The 23,706-nt window shown below is 33.9% G+C and carries 22 protein-coding genes; 17 read left to right on the forward strand and 5 right to left on the reverse strand.

Annotated features, from left to right (window positions below):
• Nucleotides 1-24: 24 nt before the first annotated feature.
• Nucleotides 25-1,485 (reverse strand): hypothetical protein, encoded by a 1,461-nt coding sequence (locus tag OZP07_RS12545; protein ID WP_281635335.1) that lies wholly within the window; start codon nt 1,483-1,485, stop codon nt 25-27.
• Nucleotides 1,486-1,965: 480 nt separating this feature from the next.
• Here OZP07_RS12545 and OZP07_RS12550 point away from each other — a divergent pair, with 480 nt between their 5' ends.
• From OZP07_RS12550 to OZP07_RS12575, 6 genes are all read left to right on the forward strand, one after another.
• Nucleotides 1,966-2,565 carry a nitroreductase family protein gene (locus OZP07_RS12550; protein ID WP_194641982.1) on the forward strand — a complete coding sequence of 200 codons (600 nt, stop codon included), beginning with the start codon at nt 1,966-1,968 and terminating at the stop codon, nt 2,563-2,565.
• Between the two features lie 858 nt (nt 2,566-3,423).
• Complete coding sequence (locus OZP07_RS12555; RefSeq protein ID WP_281635336.1) at nt 3,424-3,984, forward strand: helix-turn-helix domain-containing protein; 561 nt, start codon at nt 3,424-3,426, stop codon at nt 3,982-3,984.
• A 77-nt stretch (nt 3,985-4,061) separates the two neighbouring features.
• The gene (locus OZP07_RS12560) at nt 4,062-6,479 is read left to right on the forward strand and encodes a heavy metal translocating P-type ATPase (protein WP_281635337.1); all 2,418 of its coding nucleotides are present in this window, start codon (nt 4,062-4,064) and stop codon (nt 6,477-6,479) included.
• Between the two features lie 49 nt (nt 6,480-6,528).
• Complete coding sequence (locus OZP07_RS12565) at nt 6,529-6,753, forward strand: heavy-metal-associated domain-containing protein (protein WP_281635338.1); 225 nt, start codon at nt 6,529-6,531, stop codon at nt 6,751-6,753.
• A gap of 323 nt (nt 6,754-7,076) precedes the next feature.
• Nucleotides 7,077-7,946: a DUF808 domain-containing protein gene (locus OZP07_RS12570; protein WP_281635339.1), complete on the forward strand. Its 870-nt coding sequence runs from the start codon at nt 7,077-7,079 to the stop codon at nt 7,944-7,946.
• Nucleotides 7,947-8,018: 72 nt separating this feature from the next.
• The gene (locus OZP07_RS12575; RefSeq protein WP_281635340.1) at nt 8,019-8,705 is read left to right on the forward strand and encodes an HAD family hydrolase; all 687 of its coding nucleotides are present in this window, start codon (nt 8,019-8,021) and stop codon (nt 8,703-8,705) included.
• Nucleotides 8,706-8,967: 262 nt separating this feature from the next.
• Here the strand turns inward: OZP07_RS12575 and OZP07_RS12580 are convergent, their stop codons facing one another.
• Complete coding sequence (locus OZP07_RS12580; protein WP_281635341.1) at nt 8,968-9,975, reverse strand: LLM class flavin-dependent oxidoreductase; 1,008 nt, start codon at nt 9,973-9,975, stop codon at nt 8,968-8,970.
• A gap of 432 nt (nt 9,976-10,407) precedes the next feature.
• Here OZP07_RS12580 and OZP07_RS12585 point away from each other — a divergent pair, with 432 nt between their 5' ends.
• The 4 genes from OZP07_RS12585 to OZP07_RS12600 all read left to right on the forward strand — a co-directional run bounded on the left by OZP07_RS12585 (nt 10,408) and on the right by OZP07_RS12600 (nt 13,066).
• A complete protein-coding gene (locus tag OZP07_RS12585; protein WP_281635342.1) occupies nt 10,408-10,578 on the forward strand; it encodes a hypothetical protein in 171 nt (56 codons plus the stop codon).
• Nucleotides 10,579-11,051: 473 nt separating this feature from the next.
• Entirely contained in the window at nt 11,052-11,471 is a 420-nt protein-coding gene (locus tag OZP07_RS12590; protein WP_194641974.1) for a hypothetical protein, read from the forward strand.
• A gap of 96 nt (nt 11,472-11,567) precedes the next feature.
• Entirely contained in the window at nt 11,568-12,113 is a 546-nt protein-coding gene (gene hemG, locus OZP07_RS12595; RefSeq protein WP_281635343.1) for a menaquinone-dependent protoporphyrinogen IX dehydrogenase, read from the forward strand.
• Between the two features lie 65 nt (nt 12,114-12,178).
• Nucleotides 12,179-13,066 carry a carbon-nitrogen hydrolase gene (locus OZP07_RS12600; RefSeq protein ID WP_281635344.1) on the forward strand — a complete coding sequence of 296 codons (888 nt, stop codon included), beginning with the start codon at nt 12,179-12,181 and terminating at the stop codon, nt 13,064-13,066.
• 70 nt (nt 13,067-13,136) lie between these two features.
• Here OZP07_RS12600 and OZP07_RS12605 read toward each other — a convergent pair whose 3' ends face one another.
• Nucleotides 13,137-14,393: an OmpA family protein gene (locus OZP07_RS12605; protein WP_281635345.1), complete on the reverse strand. Its 1,257-nt coding sequence runs from the start codon at nt 14,391-14,393 to the stop codon at nt 13,137-13,139.
• 1,023 nt (nt 14,394-15,416) lie between these two features.
• On the opposite strand from OZP07_RS12605, the gene OZP07_RS12610 reads away from it, so the two are divergent.
• Nucleotides 15,417-16,457, forward strand: a complete 1,041-nt coding sequence (locus OZP07_RS12610; protein WP_281635346.1) for an agmatine deiminase family protein — start codon at nt 15,417-15,419, stop codon at nt 16,455-16,457.
• 140 nt (nt 16,458-16,597) lie between these two features.
• On the opposite strand, the gene OZP07_RS12615 is transcribed toward OZP07_RS12610, so the two are convergent.
• Nucleotides 16,598-16,828, reverse strand: coding sequence for a hypothetical protein (locus tag OZP07_RS12615; protein WP_281635347.1), 231 nt, complete (start codon nt 16,826-16,828; stop codon nt 16,598-16,600).
• Nucleotides 16,829-17,169: 341 nt separating this feature from the next.
• On the opposite strand from OZP07_RS12615, the gene OZP07_RS12620 reads away from it, so the two are divergent.
• Complete coding sequence (locus OZP07_RS12620) at nt 17,170-18,447, forward strand: hypothetical protein (protein ID WP_281635348.1); 1,278 nt, start codon at nt 17,170-17,172, stop codon at nt 18,445-18,447.
• A gap of 328 nt (nt 18,448-18,775) precedes the next feature.
• Here OZP07_RS12620 and tnpA read toward each other — a convergent pair whose 3' ends face one another.
• Complete coding sequence (tnpA, locus tag OZP07_RS12625) at nt 18,776-19,231, reverse strand: IS200/IS605 family transposase (protein ID WP_194644296.1); 456 nt, start codon at nt 19,229-19,231, stop codon at nt 18,776-18,778.
• Between the two features lie 253 nt (nt 19,232-19,484).
• Here tnpA and OZP07_RS12630 point away from each other — a divergent pair, with 253 nt between their 5' ends.
• From OZP07_RS12630 to OZP07_RS12650, 5 genes are all read left to right on the forward strand, one after another.
• Nucleotides 19,485-20,057 (forward strand): YceI family protein, encoded by a 573-nt coding sequence (locus OZP07_RS12630; RefSeq protein WP_281635349.1) that lies wholly within the window; start codon nt 19,485-19,487, stop codon nt 20,055-20,057.
• Between the two features lie 263 nt (nt 20,058-20,320).
• Entirely contained in the window at nt 20,321-21,721 is a 1,401-nt protein-coding gene (locus OZP07_RS12635) for an anthranilate synthase component I family protein (RefSeq protein WP_281635350.1), read from the forward strand.
• A 10-nt stretch (nt 21,722-21,731) separates the two neighbouring features.
• Entirely contained in the window at nt 21,732-22,121 is a 390-nt protein-coding gene (locus OZP07_RS12640; protein WP_281635351.1) for a tautomerase family protein, read from the forward strand.
• Nucleotides 22,122-22,126: 5 nt separating this feature from the next.
• A complete protein-coding gene (locus tag OZP07_RS12645; RefSeq protein ID WP_281635352.1) occupies nt 22,127-22,693 on the forward strand; it encodes an anthranilate synthase component II in 567 nt (188 codons plus the stop codon).
• Between the two features lie 139 nt (nt 22,694-22,832).
• Nucleotides 22,833-23,666 carry a c-type cytochrome gene (locus OZP07_RS12650; protein WP_281635353.1) on the forward strand — a complete coding sequence of 278 codons (834 nt, stop codon included), beginning with the start codon at nt 22,833-22,835 and terminating at the stop codon, nt 23,664-23,666.
• The last annotated feature ends 40 nt before the right edge of the window (nt 23,667-23,706 follow it).

The following is a 23,706-nucleotide window of genomic DNA, read 5'->3' on the forward strand; positions in this document are numbered from 1 at the left end:
TTAATAACAACTGATTTTATTCAACTAAATTCCTTTTAGGCGCAATCTGTATTCTTTCATGAATTCATCAGCATGTGCCTGCTTGATTTGTTTGGTATTTAAACCCTGCAGATTTTTTACATATCCTTTAAAAATATGACTAATAAAGAGCGGTGAAAGATTAGAACCAGTACTAGTACTATTATAAGTATTATGACAGGAGAAGCAATTAACAAGATTGTCAACTGTAGTTCCATGTATAGAAGTCGGAGTAAATCCAACCTGAACATAGGTTTCCATAGTAATATTGTAGGCGGCAACGGAACCTCTTGTCAATTTTCCGGGTTGAGAATTTGAAAGATCATAACTTAACGAATCCAATAGGGCTGCTTGTGCCTGAGGACCTACATATCCTGCAGTATTGATCCATATTGAACCATTGTAGAAATAATTATTCCAAACACCTTTCAGCTGTGCCTTAACACTTTGATTTATAGTTCGAATATTGCCTAAGTTCTCTGAACCATTTTGGCTTGTTTTCATATAAAGCTGTACATTATGAGATCCTTTCATTGCTTTCTCAACAGGAACGCCGTATTTGTAAACCGAAAAAACGTCAGTGTAAATACCATTTTTTGAAGTTATATTCTTAACCGTAGCAGTGGAGCTTTTATTGAAAAAAGGATAATCGACAGTGCTGGTCACCGGTGCATCGGTTGTAGGCGTAGCCTTGGACCAATCATAGGCAGGTGCAAGATTTTCATGTTCAAAAGTAGCCCATACAAATTCGGGATGATTCTCCACAACCCCAACTACGTGCATTCCCAAAAGAGCCACTCTCGTTGTTACTCCATTGATTTCCCCTTTGGTAATAAAATAGGAAGTGGTATCCTTAAGAACGCTTGCCTTTATCCAAGACGTTTTAAGTTCCAATGAGCCTACGGGAAAAGTTACGCCTTTCAATTTTGTAGGATCGCTTTTTGCTATTGGTCCATATTTTAGCATTGCTCCATAAAGAAGCTTATCCATAAATATTGAATAATAAACCGTAGTAGAAGGCGGAATCCCCGATGGATAATTTGGCGTTTTCAAAATATCTGTAGTAGGTGAACTTGCCTGACCAGTATCTGTCAAAACAATCCCTTTACTTTGATCTAGTCTTTTACCAGCCGAATTCACCTGAATCAAAGTTGTAATAAATGATGGCTGTCCATTAACCTCATTGGTTAACCAAAGAAACTTTTGCCAAGACCATTGATGAAAGTCACAATTAGTTACAGTTGCATTGTTTGCAAATACGCTTGTTGGTCCTTCATTTGGCGCAGGAGTTTTTCTGGTATTGTTTTCCATCGCAAACCAACTAGCCGGAGCTAAACATTCTGAGACACTGGCACTGGTGCTTTTACTCGTACTCGTATAACTTGAATTTTCATCTTTTGAATCTTTTTTGCAGGCACAAAATAAGACTAGGATAATTAAAAGCAATAGTTTTTTTGTCGTTTTCATATTAGACTTCTTTAGTTAAATTTAATCTTATGTGTTTAAAAAAAAATGAAATTATGTAATAAACTAACCATTTTGAAAAAAAATGCCTTAAGCTCTGTATATTTAGGCATGAAGACAGGAAAAATACGTATAAGTAAATACTGATTTAATAATGCAAGTATATACTTCACAAGTCTATATACGAATACTTCCCTCTCTTCGAAATATCACTATAAAAAACAAACTCGGCAAATCATTGGAAAAAATATTGCAAATGTGATTATCCAAAGGATCTCTCCCGGGTACTTCGTTTCTCAAGGACAGGACTCCAAGAGCCAACATAAATTCCAACATCCCGCCAAGGCAATGTCTCCTACACTGTGAAATATCCCAAATTAGCATTCACTACAAAATGTAATACGCATCTGACTCAATCAAATTGTATAAAACTATTATTAACTTAACTTTGCATATAATAATTTATCTTATAAAAATACTGCCATGAATATTTTAGAATTAATAAAAAAAAGGTATAGTACTAAAAAATACAACACTGACAAAACCATACCTCAAGAAAAAATTGAAGACTTAAAAGAAATATTACGTCTCTCTCCTTCTTCTATAAATATACAGCCTTGGAAATTTACATTTGTGCAGAATCCGGAAATCAAAGCAAAATTAGCTTCGGTTTCAATGCATAATACTGAAAAAGTAAATCAAGCCCAACTTTTGGTTGTATTCAGCGTAGCCGATGATCTCGATGCTTTTCAGCAAATAGTAGACAACGAATTACCACAGGCAAGAAGGGATTGGTACAATCAGATTAAAGCTAATAAACCCGAAGCCGATTTAAAAGTATGGCTGTCACAGCAAGTGTATATCGCCTTGGGAGTTGGTTTGACAGCCAGTATTGCATTAGGACTGGATTCGACACCAATGGAAGGTATAGAATCGGATAAGTATAGGGACATTCTAAATATGCCAGCCTTCAAACCGCTTTTTGCAATGGCTGTAGGTTATGCTTCGGAAGACGATTTCAACAGAATTGAAGTTTTACCAAAATCCAGAAGACCGCAGGAAAGTGTAATTGAAACTATTTAAATCCTGATTTCTCCATTCACATCAATAGCAAAAGCAATTCCGAAATCAACACATTGAAGCTGAATCAGTAACAATAAATTTCTGGTTTTTTGGAATAAATAAACCAGATTTCCTTTGTTTTTAAAAATAAGTTTTTTACTACTTTAAAATAAAACAAATGCATTTTGTCGCTATTTCAATATAGTTTAACTAATTTTGCGCCACATTTTGACAGCCAAAACCGAACAAAAAACCGGTAACCACCTGTCCTTCAAATGATTTAAAAACAAAAGAAATAAACTATACTATTTTGGGATCAGCATCAAAAAATAAAAAAATATCATTACTAAATATCTTTATTGACTTTTTTGCATATATATATGATTTGGGTTATAATTTTATAAAACTGTCAGTTCGTTTTTTTGCCTCTCTGTATGATATGGTTTATAATTCTTTTACTTTTTTATGGGAATATCTGAAGTGGATTACTGACATGAGTCCTGCCAAGACTAAAAACTTCACTAAAAAAACTGAGGAACCAATAACAAGAAAACCTCAAGAAAAGCAGCTTTTTGAAGAACACTGCAGTAACTAAAATAAATAGAATTCAGAGAATCTAAGGATGTCACGGCATTCGCTTTTAAAAGTTTCTGACACTAATTTGCACGAATTAAGATTGCTATTTAATTACACAAAATATTCGAAACTGTAAAAGTTGTAAAACTTGATTTCAATTTTGATAAGAATTAGTGTTAATTGGTGAAATTCGTGTTTATATTTTTTTAAATGCGAATGCCGTGTATGAATGTTTAAAAACAATATCTTTACTTGTTTACAGTGAGGCCTATTTTTTGCCAAACACAAGGATTCTGAATTACTATGAAACTCTACATTAAAAACATGGTCTGCAACCGCTGTATTGCGACGGTTAAGAATGAATTGGAAAAACTTAGGCATCACCCTTTAAATATTACTTTGGGCGAAGTACTATTAGAAAAAGAAATTACTGAAAAAGAGAAAGAAATACTCAGCCAGCATTTGCAAAATCTGGGATTTGAATTGATAGACGACAAGAAAAGCCGAATTATTGGACAAATTAAATCTTCTATTATCGAAATTGTACATCATCAAAAAAGTGATATAAAAACCAATCTCTCCGATTATTTAAGCAATAAGCTTCACCACGATTACACCTATCTTTCCAATTTGTTTTCTGAGACTGAAGGCATAACTATAGAAAAATACTTTATTGCCCAAAAAATAGAAAAAGTAAAGGAACTGCTGGTTTATGATGAGTTGTCATTAAGCGAAATTGCTGTAAAAATGAATTACTCCAGCGTTGCTTATTTAAGTAATCAGTTCAAAAAAGTCACTGGCCTCACTCCTACTTATTTTAAGAACATCAAGGAAAACAAACGCAGACCTTTAGACGAACTGTAAATGTTACAAATACTATCCAAAATCAGGTAACATGAAATAGACCTGATACCGCGACCTTTGTTATGTAATTAAAGAACATGACAGCAAAAGCAAGTACTACAGAAATCTTTCTGCCTCTCGAAGGGGTCGAAAGCGAACACTGCGCCTTAATCATTGATAAGGCATTGAGCAGACAGCAGGGAATTAAAACCCACAAAGTCGAATTAAACAACAAACGCGCCGTTATTCAGGTGGCTAATACCGAAGCAGTTTCTGAAGCAGTTCATCTTATAAAAGATTTAGGCTATGGCGTAACTACTATCAAAAAAACATTTCCAGTATTAGAATTGAGCTGCGCTTCATGTGCTGCAAATGCTGAAAACATTTTAAAATCACAGCAGGGCGTTGTAAATGCAGCAATTAATTTTGCTACGACAACCGCTGCTGTCGAATATATCCCGGGAGTAATAAACCCCATAAACCTAAAGAAAGCTGTACAGTCCGGCGGTTATGATTTATTGATCGAAGAAAATAAAGAGGAAATCAATACGATCGAAAACCTGCAGCATGCAAAATTTGCTTTGCTGAAAAAGAAAACCTATTGGGCAGTGGCGTTTTCTGTTCCATTAGTAATTATTAATATGTTTTTTATGAATATACCTTACACGAATGAAATCATGTGGCTATTGAGTACGCCTGTGATTGCATGGATTGGAAGGGATTTTTTTTCAAACACATGGAAGCAAACCAGACATCGAACTGCCAATATGGATACTTTGGTAGCTTTGAGTACTGGAACTGCTTATACTTTTAGTGTTTTCAATACGCTGTTTCCTGATTTTTGGCATCAGAGAGGATTACATGCTCATGTGTATTTTGAAGCTGCAACAGTTGTAATCACTTTTATATTATTAGGAAAACTGCTAGAAGAAAAAGCCAAAGGAAATACTTCGTCAGCAATTAAGAAATTAATAGGGTTACAGCCAAAATCAGTTATCATTATTAACGAAAACGGGCATGAAACGGAAACTCCTATTGAGCAGGTACAGATTGGCGACATTATTTTGGTAAAACCAGGAGAAAAAATAGCAGTAGACGGAACGCTGATTAGCGGCACCTCTTATGTAGACGAAAGCATGCTGAGCGGCGAACCGATTCCTGTGTTAAAAAACGAAAACGAAAAAGTTTTTTCAGGGACTATCAACCAAAAGGGAAGTTTTCAATTCAAAGCTGAAAAAATTGGAAGCGACACCATGCTTGCCCAAATCATCAAAATGGTACAGGATGCACAGGGTAGCAAAGCTCCTGTTCAAAAATTGGCCGATAAAATCGCTGGTGTATTTGTGCCAATTGTTATAATCATTGCCATTGCATCATTTATCGTTTGGACAATTTTTGGAGGTGAAAATGGCTTTACGCAAGGCTTAATGGCTTTAGTAACCGTACTTGTAATTGCCTGCCCTTGTGCATTAGGATTGGCAACACCCACAGCAATTATGGTCGGAGTCGGCAAAGGTGCAGAAATGGGGATTTTGATAAAAGATGCTGAAAGTCTGGAACAAGCAAAAAAAATCAATGCAATAGTACTCGACAAAACCGGAACAATAACCGAAGGAAAACCAATTGTAACTGATGAATTTTCGCTAGCCGAAGACAATATGTCACAGCAAATTTTATTCAGCATAGAAAAACAATCAGAACATCCACTGGCAGAAGCAATAGTGAAGCATTTAAATTCACAAACAAAAAAAGCTGTTTCAAATTTTGAAAGCATTACCGGTAAAGGTGCTAAAGCTGTTTTTGAGGACGAAACCTATTTTGTCGGCAATAAGACTTTAATAGAGGAAAATGAAATCACAATTGAAAACAAACTATTAAAAAAAGCAGAACAATGGAGCAATGAAGCTAAAACCGTCATTTGGTTTTCCAACAGTAAAAAAGCATTAGCCATATATGCCATTGCAGATCAAATAAAGCCCAATTCAAAAACCGCAATTGCCGAACTGCAAAAAAATGGTATTGAAGTATATATGCTGACAGGCGACAATGAAACCACCGCACGAGCAATAGCCAAAAATGTTGGCATCAATCATTACAAAGCCGGAGTATTGCCAGAACAAAAAGCGGTATACGTTAAAGAACTCCAAGCCAATGGTAAAGTCGTGGCAATGGCTGGCGACGGCATTAATGACAGTACGGCATTGGCACAGGCAGATGTAAGTATTGCGATGGGAAAAGGCAGCGATATTGCAATAGATGTTGCAAAAATGACTATCATTTCATCAGATCTTAAAAAAATACCCGAGGCTATTAGATTATCAAAAGCAACTGTGGCAGCCATAAAACAGAACCTTTTTTGGGCATTTATCTACAACCTGATAGGAATCCCAATTGCAGCGGGAATCCTCTACCCTATTAACGGATTTTTATTGAATCCGATGCTTGCGGGTGCTGCAATGGCTTTAAGCAGTGTGAGCGTGGTAAGTAACAGCCTGCGTTTAAAATGGAAGAAATAGTCAAAATCCATTAAATGAAAACTAATAATTTACTATTAAAATAAAAAACATGAAAACAGAAAATAACAGCTTACAATTTAAAACGAACATCAACTGCGATGGCTGTATTGCCAAAGTAACACCTTTTCTTAATGATGCCAAAGGCATTTTCCAATGGGAAGTGGATACAGAAAACAAAGACAAAATTCTCACCATAAAAACCGATGGAATTACCAAAGAAGAAATAATAGAAAAAGTACAGGAAGCAGGATTTAAAATTGAATCGTTAAACTAATAACTTTGACAGCTGTTCCTGAATGATGTAAATCTTATAAGCCGGAAATGCTGTATCAAAAACATTCAATCAGTATTAAGGCTTTCGGCACAGCACTTTTAATATTAAAAAAAACAGCTAAATATATTTTTTTTTCAAAATTAAAACAACACACTGGTCGAGAGGCTGGTGTTTTTTATTTGAGTTATAATGACCATGAATTTTAGTTCTTCAAAATCAATTCTTGCAAAAAAACCAACAAAAAGTAGTAGATTCGCATCAATAAAAATCTAGGCTTTAAAAAGATTTGAAACAAATAAAAAACAGTTTCTAAAACACTTAAAATGGCATCAGGCTTTTTCGTACTATTAGATGATATCGCAGCAATTATGGATGATGTTGCCATAATGAGTAAAGTCGCTGCAAAAAAAACAGCTGGGATTTTGGGTGATGACTTAGCGGTCAACGCCGAAAAAGCTTCTGGATTTATGTCCTCAAGAGAACTTCCTGTTTTATGGGCTATTGGAAAAGGTTCTCTTTTAAATAAACTAATCATTTTACCTATTGCCTTTCTGCTGAGCGGATTTTTCCCATTGGGAGTACTAATCGTTTTGGTACTTGGAGGACTTTATCTGGCATATGAAGGTGCCGAAAAAATATACGAATATCTGTTTCACCGCGGACACGCCGTTACTGAAACTGTAATCAAAGAATACACCGAAGAAGAAATCCTTGCTCTTGAAAAAGACAAAATAAAATCAGCAATAGTGACTGATTTCATTTTATCGGTAGAAATTGTAATTATTGCGCTGGGAACAGTCATGGAAAAACCGTTGTTTTCCCAGATTGTTGTAGTTTCAATAATTGCAATGCTGGCAACAGTTGGAGTTTATGGCATTGTAGCCATGATTGTCCGAATGGACGAACTGGGCTATAAAATGATTAAGCAAAGTAAAAACGACCGCAGTTTACTAAAAATCATAGGAAACATATTAGTACAGGCTTTGCCAAAAGTCATCAAAAGTCTGGCCGTGATTGGCACAATCGCTTTACTTCTTGTAGCAGGCGGCATATTTGTGCACAACATTGAATTTTTACATCATTTATTTCCGCAGTTACCATCTGTCATAAAAGAATTTTGTGTGGCACTTATAATTGGTTTCCTTAGCGTAGGTATAGTAAACGTTTTCAAAAAAATAACTGGAAAGAAATAAATGTAAAATGAGCTGTTTTTATAAAATCCAAATGACTTTGTCACCACTTTTTACAAATACTAAAAAATAAAAATGAAATTTAAAGGCGTTATTTTTGACTTAGACGGCACATTGGTCAATTCTCTGGAGGACATTGCAGATGCTATGAATACGGTTCTTCAAGGGCTGAACTATCCAATGCACAGTTATGAAACATATCAATATTTCATTGGAAGCGGGCTTCGAAATCTGGTAAGCAGATCACTGCCGGAAACCAATAATGATGAAAAGCATATTGATCTCTGCTACCAGCTGATGATTGAAGAATACAGTCATAACTGCACCCGAAAAACAAAAGCATATGATGGAATTATCGAATTATTAGATCATTTGATTTCAAATAATATAAAACTAAGTGTCTTTTCGAATAAATCAGATGCGCTTACCAAGAAAATTACTGCCGATTTATTTCCTGGGTATTTTGACACTGTAGTCGGTTTAAGCGTTGAAGCATTAAAAAAGCCAAATCCTACTGAGGCCATTGCAATAAGCAAAAAAATGGGACTAGAGGCCGAAGAAATTATTTTTGCTGGAGATTCAGATATTGATATGCAGACTGCTGTCAATGCCAGCATGTCTGCAGTAGGCGTGACATGGGGATACCGTCTGGAGGAAGAATTAATCGCTGCAGGAGCTAAATACATAATAAACAGCCCCCTGGATTTGATTAAGATCATACAGCCAAACGATGAAACCATTTTAGCTCAAAATATGTGGTAATGATGACCAAGCTAAAGCCTCGGTAAAGAATCTGCTTAACGAAATTGGATGGAAAGACGAAACCCTCTTAGACTTAGACGACATAATGGAGCCAAAAAAGACTAAGGCTGCGGTCCTGCTATGGCTTCAAATTTGGTGAGATACTATAGGAACTTTTCAGACTTAAAGCAGTTAATTAAAACAACAATATTAAAACATAGAAATACTGCATTTTAACAAAATAAAATACAGTATTTTTTACCTCAAAAACTGCTGATGAAAATTAAATACTATCTACAACTTCCTTCAGCATTCGCAGACTTTTCATTTTATCCTGATGACTGTATATCGGACTGCTAATCATCAATTCGCTGATGCGGGAATACTCAATAAACTTTTTTAATTCTTTGGTTAATGTTTCCTTACTGCCAATAAAAGAACCAGCCGTCATTTGGTTAACATGAAAACGAGATTCTTCGCTCATATTATTCATAAGATCGCTCAGCGAAGCCACAGGAGGCTGTAATGGCTTTCGAGTGTTTTGAACTAAATTCTGAAACATTTGATATAAACTTGTAGACAGAATTTCAGCTTCTTCGTCCGTATCAGCTGCAATTGCGTTGACGCATGCCATCGTTTTCGCCTCTTCAAGATAGACCGACGGTTTAAAGTTTTCTCTGTAAAATTCAAAAGCCTGAATCATTTGCCGGGGTGCAAAATGTCCCGCAAACGCATAAGGCAGTCCATATGACGCCGCCAATGCTGCACTGTCCATACTTGAACCTAAAATCCAAATAGGGACATTTGTCCCTTCGGCAGGAAAAGCACGAACACTTGATACAGCATTCTCTACAGAAAAATAATCCTGCAGTGCCGAAACATTTTTAGGGAACCGTTGCGATTCCTCAAAAAAATCTTTTCGTATAGCTTGTGCTGTCAGTGAATCGGTGCCTGGAGCCCTTCCTAAACCAAGATCAATCCGGTCTGGATATAAAGTTGCTAATGTTCCAAATTGTTCAGCAATAATAAGCGGAGAATGATTAGGCAGCATTATCCCCCCCGATCCAACTCGTATATTTTGCGTCAGACTCGCCACATATCCTATCAAAACCACCGTAGCCGAACTCGCCACATGTGCCATATTGTGGTGCTCCGCCAGCCAAAACCGATTGTATCCCAAACCATCCGCCAGCTGTGCCAGCTCTTTGGTTTTGTGCATCGTTTCAGCAGCATTACTGCCTTCAGTGATTATGGCTAACTCTAATAAAGATATGGGAATTGGGGTTTTCATAGACATTTCATGTTTGCACAAATTTAGGCATTACCGCCAATGGTATTTTATCCAAGATGTTAATTGAATTATAATTTTTATTTTTCTTTCGCATGTTTTTTGGGAGCAGAAGTTAGTCACTTTCCTACAGCAGCAGTCCCGCTATACGTTACAAACAAAGTTCACTGAACTCCTATGAAAAAAAATTATATGATGAAGTAATCTTGGTTGCCGAACACCGGAAAAACAAAGATTTTAACTGCTATCGCGACTAGGCGAGATATTTTAATTTTTCAGTTGTAGTGATGATGTAATGTGATTATTAAAACTTTGTTTTTGAAATTAAATAGAATACATTTACTATAATTATAGCACAAAATATCTCATATATGATGTATTATCGCTATAATCCAGCGAGTATACATTTTATGGGTTACCTTTAAACAACTTCACATGAAAAAAATTGCAGTTTTATTTCTTATCGTTTTTTTAATAAGCTGCAGAAAAGAAAATCATAAAGGGAATCCAAAGTTTAAAGTCAAAGAAAATTTAATAGCTAAAAACACCGAAAAAGCTCCAAAGATAATTGGTGATTATATGTCAGACAATAGAGATTTTGCCTAGTCAGCTAAACAAAGTGGCACAAGATATTGGATAAGAGTTATTTTCCAAAAAGAATTTGCTGTTTATCAGTTTCATGGTCAATGCTTGTATTGGTTTTTCACAAATCACTATCACACTAAAGCTGACAAAATAGAACTACTTTGGTCTTATAAGGCCGATTTGCTTGATATGAAATACTTAAGACACTCAAATGGCATCAAAAAATATCCAAAGAATGGTGACAGTTTTTGTGAATATTACTTAATAAATGATTCAGTCATAAAAGTTAATTACAAGTTTCCTGAATGGATAAAGAAAATAAACGAAACTGAGAAAGATTCAATCTTTCCGAATTATTTATATCTTGAGAAGAAAGGTAACCCATAACAGCTACAACGGATTTGGGCAATTAGCTTAATGAAAAGTTGTGACTGTATTAGTCATACATTATACCTGAGCCGAACGAAAGAATTTATAATCAAAACTTATATTTAATGAAGAAGAAAACACTTTTATTATTAATCTCATCAGCACTCTTGTCATGTAGCAAAACAAGTCAAGTTGAAAAACAAATTGATCCTTTATCTGTAAATAAAGCAAAAACTGAATCAAAAGCTCAAAATTGGTACGATGATTTAATTGTTGATTATATTAAAAAATCAGATAATAAACTTATTAAATCCTCTTTAAAAAACAAAGAACGAATTGAATGGCTTTTAGATAGAACTGAAAAAACTGATTCTACAAATTATTATATTTTTAATATTGGTCAAGATGTATCAGAAGAAGATGGTACTGAACCAAGATTTACCTCTGATGGATGGATTTATATTGATAGTATATCAAAAAAAATATACGAATACGACTTACCTAATGATAGTTTAATCGTGTGGAAGAATAATTACAACCGCTAACAGATTTGCGCAGTCAGTTTAATGAAAAGTTGGTTTTGTATTTATGATAATTAAGAAAACTATATTAAACTCCTGTAATATCAGAACAAAAAATTAATGAGCGAAAAATTTAGAAAAGAAACAAAAACAATTATTATTTATTCATCTGTCAATGGTTTAACGAAAAGAATCTGTTACCATATAAAGGATATATTAATTCGGAATAATCATTTAACCGAAATCTTTTCGATTGATGATTTTAGCAAAAAAATAACAGACTTTGATAAAGTAATTATTGCTTCGAGCATAAGATATGGAAAGCATAACGATCAAATTGAAAATCTTATAAAAGAGAATTTTGAACTTTTAAATTCAAAAAAAACAGCATTCATTTCTGTAAATTTGGTTGCTCGGAAAGTTGAAAAAAGTAAAGCAGATACAAATCCATATGTAATTAAATTTCTAAATGCGATAGAATGGCGGCCTACAACTGTTGCGGTTTTTGCTGGAAAACTGGATTACAGTCTTTATAGTTTTAAAGATCGAATTATGATACAGTTAATAATGTTAATAACAAAAGGACCAGTTAATTCCAAAACAGTGATAGAATATACTGATTGGAATAAAGTAAATGAATTTAGTCAATACTTTGCTAAAATATAAAAACCGGCAATCAGTACTGCAACTGTTTTAAAAAAGAACTATTTTTGCAGTCTAATTTTTTTAACATGTCAAAGAAGAAATACAAAATAGCGGTTATTCAATTGAATCTAAACGATGTTGCCGAAAATAACCTTAAAAAATGTTTGAGCTGGGTGCGTGACGCAGCTAGTCAGGGAGCCGAGGTGATTTCGCTGCCAGAGTTATACAGCAGTCATTATTTTTGTCAAAGTGAAGATGTAGATAATTTTGCTTTGGCAGAGCCGTTGTACAGCACTTCATTTATTGCTTTTAGTGCTTTGGCAAAGGAGTTGGGTGTGGTAATCATTGTCCCTTTCTTCGAAAAAAGAATGGCAGGGATTTACCACAATAGCGCTTATATCATTAATACTGACGGAACAGAGGCTGGATTGTACCGCAAAATGCACATTCCAGACGATCCGCATTTCTACGAAAAATTCTATTTTACACCTGGCGATTTAGGCTTCAAAGCTTTTCCAACCGAAAAAGGAAAAATAGGAACTTTAATCTGCTGGGATCAATGGTATCCAGAAGCTGCGCGTTTGACCGCTTTACAAGGAGCCGATGTATTGTTTTATCCAACAGCAATTGGATGGCATCCTCTTGAAAAAGAACAATATGGTAAAAACCAGCACGGAGCATGGATGAATGTAATGAAAGGACATGCCGTTGCTAATGGTGTGTATGTAGCAGCTGCAAACCGAATTGGATTGGAACAATACATTGAAGGAACAGCAGGAATTCAGTTTTGGGGTTCTTCGTTTATTGCAGGACCGCAAGGAGAAATTTTGGCGCAGGCCTCACACGATAAAGAAGAAATCCTGATTGCCGAAGTGGATTTGGATTTACAGGAAAATGTGCGTCAGAACTGGCCTTTCTTTAGAGACAGAAGAATTGATGCCTTTGGAGATATTACAAAAAGAGCTATTGATTAGTAGTTTTTTTATAAAAAAAGCTGTTTCAAAAAGATTGAAACAGCTTTTTTATTTTAGTTATTTTAGAGAATTATTTTACTTTAAAACTAACTCTTCTTACGATTTGACGTGCTTCTTTAGAATTTTTATCAACAGAAGCGTCTTCTCCGTTAGCAATTACATTTAATCTAGAAGCATCAATTCCAGATTTTACTGCTATTTCTTTTACAGCTTCAGCTCTTTTTCTTGATAATTCAGTATTAAAGCTTGAAGACCCGATTTCATCAGCATATCCTATAACATCAACACTTTTAGATGGATTGCTTTGCAGATATTTAACTATAAAACCAACCCCTGATAAAGAAGTACTTGTTGGTTTACTTGAATTAGAATCAAAATAAACATTTACATATCCAGCATTAATCAGTTCTTCTATGTTATTATTTGATGGTACACTGTCTCCTTTTTTACCATACGTTTTATCTAAGTAGCTTTCTAATTCATCTGGAACACCATTCTGGTTATGATCTATAGATTGTCCTTTTGTATTAACAGCAACTCCTGCAATAGAATTTGGTTCCAGATCATATAAATCGGCTACGCCGTCTTTATCAGAATCCAAGAGACTTTTTTCTAATAAACTCAAGCGTTTTTCTAAATCATCAGAAATTGTTTTTTCAGGTATCCAATCAGCATGTTTTTCATTTTTACCCAAATAAAAAGTTAAACCAGCAGTTACATTTATTATAACACCACCTACTGCTTTTGCTGGTGCAGCACTCGTAGCATCAAAATTAGCATTCTGTTTTCCATGAAGAATTCCAGTTAAATCTGCAGTCAAAGCAATACGATTACTTAATAAAACTTGACCTGTTAAACCCAAAATTCCATTTAACATATAGTCATCAACATTATCGTTTTTTGATGTTAAGTAAGATCCTCCTAAACCAGAGTGAAATAACAGACCAAATGAATTGGTAAAAGTTTCAAAATTCAAAGCTCGGCCGAGATTAACAACTCCCTGAAAACTCGTTCTTAAATAAGTACTTGAAAATGATGGAGTATTATCTTGCTCACTAAATTTATCAAAACCAAAATCAAGTTTAATACCAAATTTAGGGTTTAACATATATCTTGCTCCTAAATCTCCATGTGCAAAATTAAAATCAGAACTAGTGTAACCTTTTGATAATGTAGTAATTGGCTTAGTTAAACCGCCATTTATTTCGACTGACCATTTGTTATAAGCAGTATTTTCAGCTGAAGATTGTACTGAAGCCGTACTCACATCCTGTGCGGTAGCTGCTAATGATAATAATAAAGTTAAAAAAGAAAATTTTTTTTTCATAATAAAAAAGTTTAATCAAAAATGATTAGATCCAAAATCTAAATACATTTTAAAATTGTTAGAAAATATTAATATTAGTTAAAAAAATTTGGGGCTTTTTTTAAATTAACTGAAATAGAAACTCTTAAGATTAGTTTATTTCATACATATAGTTTCATAATATAATGCGAAACTGAAATTATGATTTTGTTTTTTAATGTTTTTAAAATAAGAATTGAAGACTCTCTTTCAACAAGATATATTTGTTATTTAAATAATAATTACGCAGTGGGCATTTAATATAAAACTAAACAATAGCGCTGCAATTTTCCATAATGTTATATTTAAGTTAGTATTTAGATTACGTTTTCAAATATAATACAAATAAACGAGCAAATACAAATCTTAAAGCGATTTCATAAATCAATATCCTTCTTTTTAACATATTAACCTTAAAAAGCATTGAAAAACAAATAAAAACCATTGCTTTTATGCTTTTTTATCAAATAATTAAAAACCTGCTAAATTGATTTTTTTGATAAAAAAGTAATTATTTAGCGGTTAAAAACATTCATATAAACTATAATATGTTAATTAATTACCTAGACAATAAATAGCCGATTTTATAAATTTTAAAACTTGTTAAAGCCATTAAAAAACGAATGAGATTGTTTTTTTTTAGGTTTATAGCCAAAAAAATAATTTGAATAACAATTTTCCACAAAAAGACCATTTCAAATCATTTGAAACGATCTTTAGCTAGTTTTATTCAAAGGAATTTATTTCACCTGAAAAGTAATTCTTCTTACAATTTAGCGTGCTTCTTTAGAATTTTTATTCACAGATACATCCTCTCCGTTAGCAATTACACTCAGTCTGGAAATGACTTATTCAAAACATTTATGAGCCATTACAAATTATCAGATGCTGCTTGAGAAGAGAAATAAAAATTACGGTAAAGAAACCTTCAGCAGATCACGATTCCTTCTTTTATTAATCCTGCTGTTTATATATCTTTGCACACATTACAATCAGTATTTATATATGACAACAGTTACAAGAAGATTTCCGGCAGAGTGGGAAAAACAGCAAGGAATTTTATTGTGTTTTCCGCATAATGGCAAAGACTGGCCAGGAAAATATGAAGCCGTACAATGGGCATTTGTTGAATTCATTAAAAAAGCGGCAGCATATGAGCAAGTCTTTCTTGTAGTAGCTGATGAGAATCAAAAAAGTAAAGTAACCGAAATGCTGGAAACAGCTCATGTAAAAATGAGCAGCATATCTTTCATTATACACAAAACCAACCGCAGCTGGATGCGTGATTCTGGACCGATTATTGTAAAAAACGGTACTGAAAGAGAAGCATTGAACTTCAATTTTAATGGCTGGGCAAAATATAAAAACATCAATTTAGACAAGCATGTACCGACAAAAGTCGGAGATTTTTTAAACATTCCAGTTACTCAGGTGATGTACAAAGGCAAACCTGTTATTGTCGAAGGCGGTGCAATTGATGTAAATGGGCGTGGTACATTATTGACTTCTGAAGAGTGTTTAATGCATCCTTCTATTCAGGTTCGAAACGAAAATTTCACAAAGGAAGATTACGAAGCTGTTTTCAAAGAATATTTAGGGATAACAAATGTAATTTGGCTGGGCGATGGAATTGAAGGGGATGATACCCACGGACATATCGATGATTTATGCCGATTTGTTAATGAAGACACAATCGTAACAATTGTTGAGTTAGACCCGAACGACAATAACTATAAACCTTTGCAGGATAATTTAAAACGATTACAAAATGCTAAACTGGAAAACGGAAAAGCACCGGTTATTATTTCATTGCCAATGCCAAAACGCATTGATTTTGAAGGATTACGTTTACCTGCAAGTTATGCTAATTTTTTAATTTTGAACAACTGTGTTTTGGTTCCGACATTTAATGACAGTAATGACCGCACTGCCTTAAACATTTTGGCAGAATGTTTTCCAGACCGTGAAATCATAGGAATCAGCGCAACTGATTTTATTTGGGGATTCGGAACGTTACACTGCTTAAGCCAGCAGATTCCAGAATAAATTCAAAACACTATAAAAAATCTGCCATAGTAACAACTTACTTTTGGCAGATTTTTTATTTAAACCAGCAATAATTATTAAACAGAGAAATATTTACTTTAAATCTCTATTCGCCATTACCTGAACATTAGTCTATTTTCTTAATTTAAATCGGGCTGGTAAATTTTCACACTGCCATCGCCTTCACTGCTTACCACTAACAAGCTTCTTTTTGTCGGACTTTTAGAGGCAGGAATATACAATACTCCTTCTGGAGCATCACCTGTTTTTAACGTTTGCAAATGTTTTGGAGCTGCAGGATTACTCACATCATATATCATTAATGCATCGGCTCTTTCTAATCCCACAAACAAAATCTGCTTATCTCCCATTTTGGGTGTATAAACAGCTTCTGGTTCAACTCCTTTCCTTTATCATCACTTCATGCATCATCATACACCCAAAACTCATACGCTTTTTTATCCAATTCGTTTTTAATTTTTTCAAAAATAATTTCCCAAAATGCATCAGCTATTAAGTAAATATTACGAAATCTTTAATACACTAAAATCTCTTTTTTGCAATATAAAAAGCCAAGTAATTCAAAACAAACAACATATCTTAACTTAATAATGACGAATCGGTAACGCTAAGAAAATATCCCTAAAACATTGTAATGGTAATTTTGAAAAGAAAAACTAAAAACATCAAAAAAACTATAACAATTAGTGTTATGAAAGCAAAACTACTAGTAATCACCATCATCTTATTTTCAGTTACTTCACTGAGTGCCCAACAAACAAAAGGAATTACCGGTCATAACAATTGGATGGACAATTGGACAAATTTCAAGCCTGCGACTACCATTTATAAAGAAGCTAATCAGATTTTAACTGGCACTATAGACAAAGATCTAAAATTAACCAAAAACAATACATACAAACTAATTGGAACTGTTTATGTGACTAATAAAGCTGTTTTAACAATAGAACCCGGAACCGTCATTCGAGGAGACAAAGAATCCTGCGGTACGCTTATAATTACCAAAGGATGCAAACTCATTGCAGAAGGCACTGCTGCTGAACCTATTGTTTTCACATCAAACAATTCAAATTTAATGAGAAAGCCAGGTGATTGGGGAGGCATTATCTTATTAGGCGATGCTCCTATAAATAAAGTTGGCGGCGTTAACTTTTTGGATTTCAATCTAGATCCAGCTGTCAGTTATTATGGAGGACAAGACCCAAACAGTAATTCGGGTATATTAAAATATGTACGTATTGAATATTCAGGTCACAAAATCAATGCCCTTAAAGAACTTAACGGATTGTCATTGGGAGGTGTTGGAAGAGGTACTAAATTTGAATTCATCCAAATTAGTTTCTCAAATGATGACTCATTCGAATCGTATGGAGGTGATGTTAATTTCAGCAACTTGATTTCATACAGAGCAACCGATGACGACTTTGATTTCACTCAAGGTGTTCAATGCACAATTTCTAACAGTATTGCTATCCGTAATCCTTATTCTTCAGATATATCCGGTTCACGCTGTTTTGAAATTGACTCATACGATAAAATTGAAAATGCAGATGTAACCAAAAAATTAACCAAAATCACTGCCACAAATATGACACTGACTAATACTGAAGATAATAATCAAGGTTTGGTTCGGGAAGCGGTTTATGTTAAGGAAAAAAGTTATTTCAACATCAGCAACAGTATTATCGATGGCTTTAGCAGCTGTGTTTTACTCGAAAATAAAATTGGTACACTGCCGGCTAATTTAGCAAAAATCAACATTCAGGGAATACAGGTTAACCGATGCGGAGGGATCGTTTTAAGCGAAAGCTCAAGTTATAATCCAGAGCTAAATACCTGGTACAATAGCGAAACTTTTTCACTAGACATTACAAAATTATCAGATACAGAATTATTTATACAATCAGACATTAAAAATTCTCCCGATTTCAGAACTAAGAATACAAATCCGATAGTAAGTTTAAAATAATTGTTTTTTCACCTGTAAAAGAGCCTGAAATTCACGGCATTCGCTTTTAAAAGTTTCTGACACGAATTACACTAATTTGCACGAATTAAGATTGCTGTTTAATTACACAAAACATTCGAAACTGTAAAAAGTTGTAAAATTTGATTTCAATTTTGATAAAAATTAGTGTTAATTGGTGAAATTCGTGTTTATCTTTTTTTAAATGAGAATGCCCTGCCTGAAATTGTTCAGGCTCTTTTTTTTTATAAAATTCAGAACTACAACTCAAAACTTTCTTCTAAACATGTTATAAATGAATTACCCCGAGGCAGAGCCTCGAGGTATCGCATTACTCAAAAGACAACCGTAGCTGATTTTTGTTAAACGATTTGTAAACAGTCTTTTCTTCTCCTTGATTTTGAATGTATTTCTGAATCACATTCTCATTACCATACTGACCAACCGTATTTACATAATATCCACTCGTCCAAAAATTACCTCCCCATAACTTACTTTTAACTTCTGGATGTAAACGAAAGAGCTCTTTTGCTGTAATACTTTTTACTGTCCTGACAATAATTTCAACAGAAATCTTTGGCACGCTTTGTATCAAAAAATGTACATGATTTTCATCTGCTCCTATCTCAACAAAATGAATTTCATATCGTTCCGAAATATTTCTACAAACTTCTACCAAACTCAGTTCTACATCCTCCGATAAAACATTTCTTCGATATTTTATCGGACAAACCAAATGATAAAGCAACAAGCTTTTATTATGCCGTTTGAAAATATGTTCACTCATCAAACAAATATACTAATCTTTGCGCATCACCCCGAGGCAGAGCCTCGAGGAATTCTTTTGATTAAAAATACAGCTCCAAAATAACAACCCAAAAACAGCTGATTTACAAAATTTTAAATTAACTTTATAGAACATTTATTGCTAGTCCCTTATTATTTTTTGCATTATTTCAAATCGATCTCATCATTGCTTTTACCAAAAATGAATTCAGCCTACATTTTATTATCTTTTATTAATTTAATTTAGAAAAAATATGAGAAATTCAAAATCACTTAGCATTATTGTTTTACTAATCTTTTTCGCTTTCGGCAAAGGAAATGCGCAGACGTCCAAAATTGATGTTTCAAAAAGTAGTATCCACTGGATAGGAAAAAAAATAACTGGTGAACACATAGGAAGCATCAAGTTCAAGGACGGTTATCTTGTTTTTAAAGATAAAAAACTAGCCAGAGGAAGTTTCACAGCAGATATGAGTACCTTATCCAATGATGACCAGACAGGTTCTTCAAAACAAAAACTGGAAGGTCATTTAAAATCAGAAGATTTTTTTAGCACGGCAGCTTACACAACTTCGACATTAGTCTTTAAAAGTATTGCCGATAAAGGAAATAATACTTACCTCGTGACTGCAGACTTAACAATCAAAGGAATCACAAACTCCATACAGTTTGATTTCGTCATAGCCGGAAAAAACAAAGCTACAGCAACTTTGAATATCAACCGAACCAAATATGACATAAAATACGGATCAGGAAGCTATTTTGACGATTTGGGAGACAAGACAATTTATGATGATTTTGAGTTAAACGTAGTCTTGGTTTACTAATTTCAACGATTTAACAAAAAACCAAAAAAAATATCTTTTTTTTTGATTCATAATTTTTGTCAGTCCAAATATGATTTTTATATTTGCATGCAACAAAACAAAAAAATGAACACAATAACAAATAATACTTGGTGGTGGAACAATTTACGTCAAACGTCGTGAAGTAAGCTCCTATAGTATTATTTAAACTATAAATATAAAAAGGCTTGTCATCACGACAGGCCTTTTTTTTATTCCAAAAAACAATTAAGTATCAACAACATATGAAAACCTATAAACTGCAGACTAACCATAAACAAATTCTGGCCGACACTATAACGCCAGTAAGTATCTATTTTAAAATCAGGGATAAATTTCCAAACAGCTTATTACTGGAAAGCAGCGATTATCACGGAAACGACAACAGTTTTTCCTATATCTGCTGTAATCCGATTGCTTCGATAAAAATTGAAAACGAAACCATTTTCAAAAGCTTTCCTGACGGAACTTCGGAAACCATTGCCATTGATACAAATACCAATATTCCTGAAGTGATTCAGCAGTTTTCAGGACAATTCCAGTCTGATAAAAATGATTTCAAATTCATCAATAACGGATTGTTTGGTTACATTTCATATGACGCCGTTCGTTATTTTGAAAAAGTAACCATTGCCAAAAAAGAAAACAGCAACACCATTCCTGATGTGTATTATGCGGTGTACCAAAATATCATTGCCATCAACCACTTTAAAAACGAAGCATACATTTTCTGCCACAGCCTTGATGGAAAAAATAACATTTCGGAAATCGAACAGCTATTACAATCCCGAAACATTGCTTCCTATAAATTTTCAAGAGAAGGCGAAGGTTTTTCAAACCTGACCGACGATGAGTTCAAACAAAATGTGGCTTTGGCCAAAAAACATTGTTTCCGTGGTGATGTGTTCCAATTGGTTTTATCAAGAAGATTTACGCAAGGATTCAAAGGCGATGAGTTTAATGTTTACAGAGCTTTAAGGAGCATCAACCCATCCCCTTACCTATTCTTTTTTGATTATGGGGATTTCAAAATTTTTGGTTCTTCGCCCGAAGCCCAAATCATCGTCAAAAACCGAAAAGCAGAAATCCACCCAATCGCAGGAACTTTCAGAAGAACCGGAGATGATGAAAAAGATGCCGATTTGGCCAAAAAACTATCAGAAGACAAAAAAGAAAACAGCGAACACGTAATGTTGGTGGATTTGGCCAGAAACGATTTAAGCCGTCACGGACATAACGTAAATGTGGAGAAATACAGAGAAGTTCAGTTTTTCTCCCACGTAATCCATTTGGTTTCCAAAGTAACAGGACATTTACACGAAAAAGCAACAACGATGCAAGTCGTAGCCGATACTTTTCCGGCTGGAACATTAAGCGGAGCACCAAAACACAGAGCAATGCAACTGATTGAAGATTACGAAAAAACAAACCGTAATTTTTATGGCGGTGCCATCGGATTTATGGATTTTGAAGGAAACTTTAATCACGCCATTATGATCCGAACTTTTCTTTCCAAAAATCACCAGCTACATTGTCAAGCCGGTGCCGGAATTGTGGCAAACTCGGATGAAGAAAGTGAAATGCAGGAAGTTTACAATAAATTATTGGCTTTAAATAAAGCTTTGGATTTGGCTGAAACGATTTAAAATTGAGAAAATGGGACAGATCAAAATATTTGGAATCAAAAAAGAACTTCATCCGATAAGAGAAAAAATATCGAAAATTATTAGCGAATGTATGTTCGAAGCTTTTCAGTTTCCAAAGGGAAAAAAAGCGCATCGTTTTATTTACATTGACGAAGACAGTTTCTTCTATTTTGAAGGAAGAACATCAAAACATACAATTATAGAAATAAATGCTTTTGAAGGAAGAAGCATTGAAGCCAAAAAAAAGTTATATCAGCTTATTTTTGATAAATTCGAAAGAGAATTACAAATTTCGCCAATGGATGTTGAGATCACAATATTTGAAACTCCAATGCACAATTGGGGAATTCGAGGAAAAAGCGGAGATGAATTAATGTTGAATTACAAAGTTAATATTTAGAAAAAATGAAAAAAATACTAGTCATAGACAATTACGATAGTTTCACTTATAATCTGGTACACTATCTGGAAGACTTAAACTGTGAAGTAACCGTTTACAGAAACGATGAATTTGATATTGACGAAATTTCAGTTTTCGACAAAATATTACTTTCGCCTGGACCTGGAATCCCTGATGAAGCTGGATTATTGAAAGCTGTAATTGCCAAGTACGCACCTACCAAAAGTATTTTCGGAGTGTGTCTTGGTCAACAAGCTATTGGAGAAGTTTTTGGAGGAACACTTTCGAATTTAGACAAAGTATATCATGGAGTTGCTACTTTAGTAAAAACAGTGGTTGATGATGAATTATTATTTGAAGGATTAGGAAACGAATTTGAAGTTGGCCGTTATCACTCTTGGGTAGTTAATACTGATTTGCCAGATGTTTTGGAAGCTACTTCTTTTGACGAAAATGGTCAGGTTATGTCGTTAAGACACAAAACGTATGATGTAAGAGGCGTGCAGTTTCACCCAGAAAGTGTGTTAACACCAAATGGAAAAAAAATGTTAGAAAATTGGGTAAATTCGTAGAGACGTTGCACTGTAACGTCTAACACAATCCTAAAGACGTTGCAGTGTAAAGTTTCTACAGCATTATGCCAAAATATTTGTTATTATCTGTGTGTTAGACGTTGCAATGCAACGTCTGTACCGAAAAATTGTGATAAAAATGAAAACAATCAAAATCCATCTCCTTTTTTGTATTTTTATTTTAGGTTTCAATTCTTGTAATCAAAATAAAGAACCAAAAACAGAAACTACTTCGATTTCTCAACCCGAAATGGTTTTGGATTTATTGGATTTGCAAAAGAATAACAAATTAGGAAAGGACACTTTGGTTACAGTCATTAACGATCCTGTTTATCATAAAACAAAAAAATATCAGGCTGTAAACGCAGTAAATATTGTAAAAAATGAAGTTGATTTATCTAAAATAGACATCAAAAATACGATTATTATTTTCGAATGCATCGATGGTTATAAACCCGAAATGCCTCTTGAATTATTTTGGAAGGCCAAACCGTATTTAGCATTTAAAGATGTTGATGCACCAAAAGGTTCTAATTGGGAAAGGGTTATAAAAAATGGAAATGAAATGAATGCAGATCCTTTTTATTTAGTGTATACATCAGCGGAAGCATTGAAAAATCAAGAATACAAATGGCCGTATAATGTCGTTAAGTTTCAATTGGTTCCGAAAAACATAAATAATGCTTTGGGGCCTAAGAACGATGAAATGGCTAGAAAAGGTTTTGTACTATATCAAAAGTATTGTATTACCTGTCACGCCATCAACGGAATTGGAGGAGAAATGGGACCGGAATTAAATTATCCCAAAAACGTAACCGAATATTGGAAAGAAAATGAATTGGTCGATTATATTGTAAATCCGGCTTCTTTTAGACACAAAGTAAAAATGCCAACATTAGGAATTACAAAACAGCAATCTGAGGAAATTGTTGATTATTTGAAATATATGTCAGAACGTAAAAAAAGTGATTAGTATTCAGTAGCAGTTTAAAAAACTTAGAATCTTAGTCACT

The organism is Flavobacterium marginilacus (assembly GCF_026870155.1).
Lineage (GTDB): Bacteria > Bacteroidota > Bacteroidia > Flavobacteriales > Flavobacteriaceae > Flavobacterium > Flavobacterium marginilacus.

Coding starts and splice junctions, on each gene's coding strand:
- OZP07_RS12545 (WP_281635335.1), bottom strand. CDS start 1,485: ATGAAAACGACAAAAAAACTATTGCTTTTAATTATCCTAGTCTTATTT.
- OZP07_RS12550 (WP_194641982.1), top strand. CDS start 1,966: ATGAATATTTTAGAATTAATAAAAAAAAGGTATAGTACTAAAAAATAC.
- OZP07_RS12555 (WP_281635336.1), top strand. CDS start 3,424: ATGAAACTCTACATTAAAAACATGGTCTGCAACCGCTGTATTGCGACG.
- OZP07_RS12560 (WP_281635337.1), top strand. CDS start 4,062: ATGACAGCAAAAGCAAGTACTACAGAAATCTTTCTGCCTCTCGAAGGG.
- OZP07_RS12565 (WP_281635338.1), top strand. CDS start 6,529: ATGAAAACAGAAAATAACAGCTTACAATTTAAAACGAACATCAACTGC.
- OZP07_RS12570 (WP_281635339.1), top strand. CDS start 7,077: ATGGCATCAGGCTTTTTCGTACTATTAGATGATATCGCAGCAATTATG.
- OZP07_RS12575 (WP_281635340.1), top strand. CDS start 8,019: ATGAAATTTAAAGGCGTTATTTTTGACTTAGACGGCACATTGGTCAAT.
- OZP07_RS12580 (WP_281635341.1), bottom strand. CDS start 9,975: ATGAAAACCCCAATTCCCATATCTTTATTAGAGTTAGCCATAATCACT.
- OZP07_RS12585 (WP_281635342.1), top strand. CDS start 10,408: ATGAAAAAAATTGCAGTTTTATTTCTTATCGTTTTTTTAATAAGCTGC.
- OZP07_RS12590 (WP_194641974.1), top strand. CDS start 11,052: ATGAAGAAGAAAACACTTTTATTATTAATCTCATCAGCACTCTTGTCA.
- hemG (WP_281635343.1), top strand. CDS start 11,568: ATGAGCGAAAAATTTAGAAAAGAAACAAAAACAATTATTATTTATTCA.
- OZP07_RS12600 (WP_281635344.1), top strand. CDS start 12,179: ATGTCAAAGAAGAAATACAAAATAGCGGTTATTCAATTGAATCTAAAC.
- OZP07_RS12605 (WP_281635345.1), bottom strand. CDS start 14,393: ATGAAAAAAAAATTTTCTTTTTTAACTTTATTATTATCATTAGCAGCT.
- OZP07_RS12610 (WP_281635346.1), top strand. CDS start 15,417: ATGACAACAGTTACAAGAAGATTTCCGGCAGAGTGGGAAAAACAGCAA.
- OZP07_RS12615 (WP_281635347.1), bottom strand. CDS start 16,828: ATGGGAGATAAGCAGATTTTGTTTGTGGGATTAGAAAGAGCCGATGCA.
- OZP07_RS12620 (WP_281635348.1), top strand. CDS start 17,170: ATGAAAGCAAAACTACTAGTAATCACCATCATCTTATTTTCAGTTACT.
- tnpA (WP_194644296.1), bottom strand. CDS start 19,231: ATGAGTGAACATATTTTCAAACGGCATAATAAAAGCTTGTTGCTTTAT.
- OZP07_RS12630 (WP_281635349.1), top strand. CDS start 19,485: ATGAGAAATTCAAAATCACTTAGCATTATTGTTTTACTAATCTTTTTC.
- OZP07_RS12635 (WP_281635350.1), top strand. CDS start 20,321: ATGAAAACCTATAAACTGCAGACTAACCATAAACAAATTCTGGCCGAC.
- OZP07_RS12640 (WP_281635351.1), top strand. CDS start 21,732: ATGGGACAGATCAAAATATTTGGAATCAAAAAAGAACTTCATCCGATA.
- OZP07_RS12645 (WP_281635352.1), top strand. CDS start 22,127: ATGAAAAAAATACTAGTCATAGACAATTACGATAGTTTCACTTATAAT.
- OZP07_RS12650 (WP_281635353.1), top strand. CDS start 22,833: ATGAAAACAATCAAAATCCATCTCCTTTTTTGTATTTTTATTTTAGGT.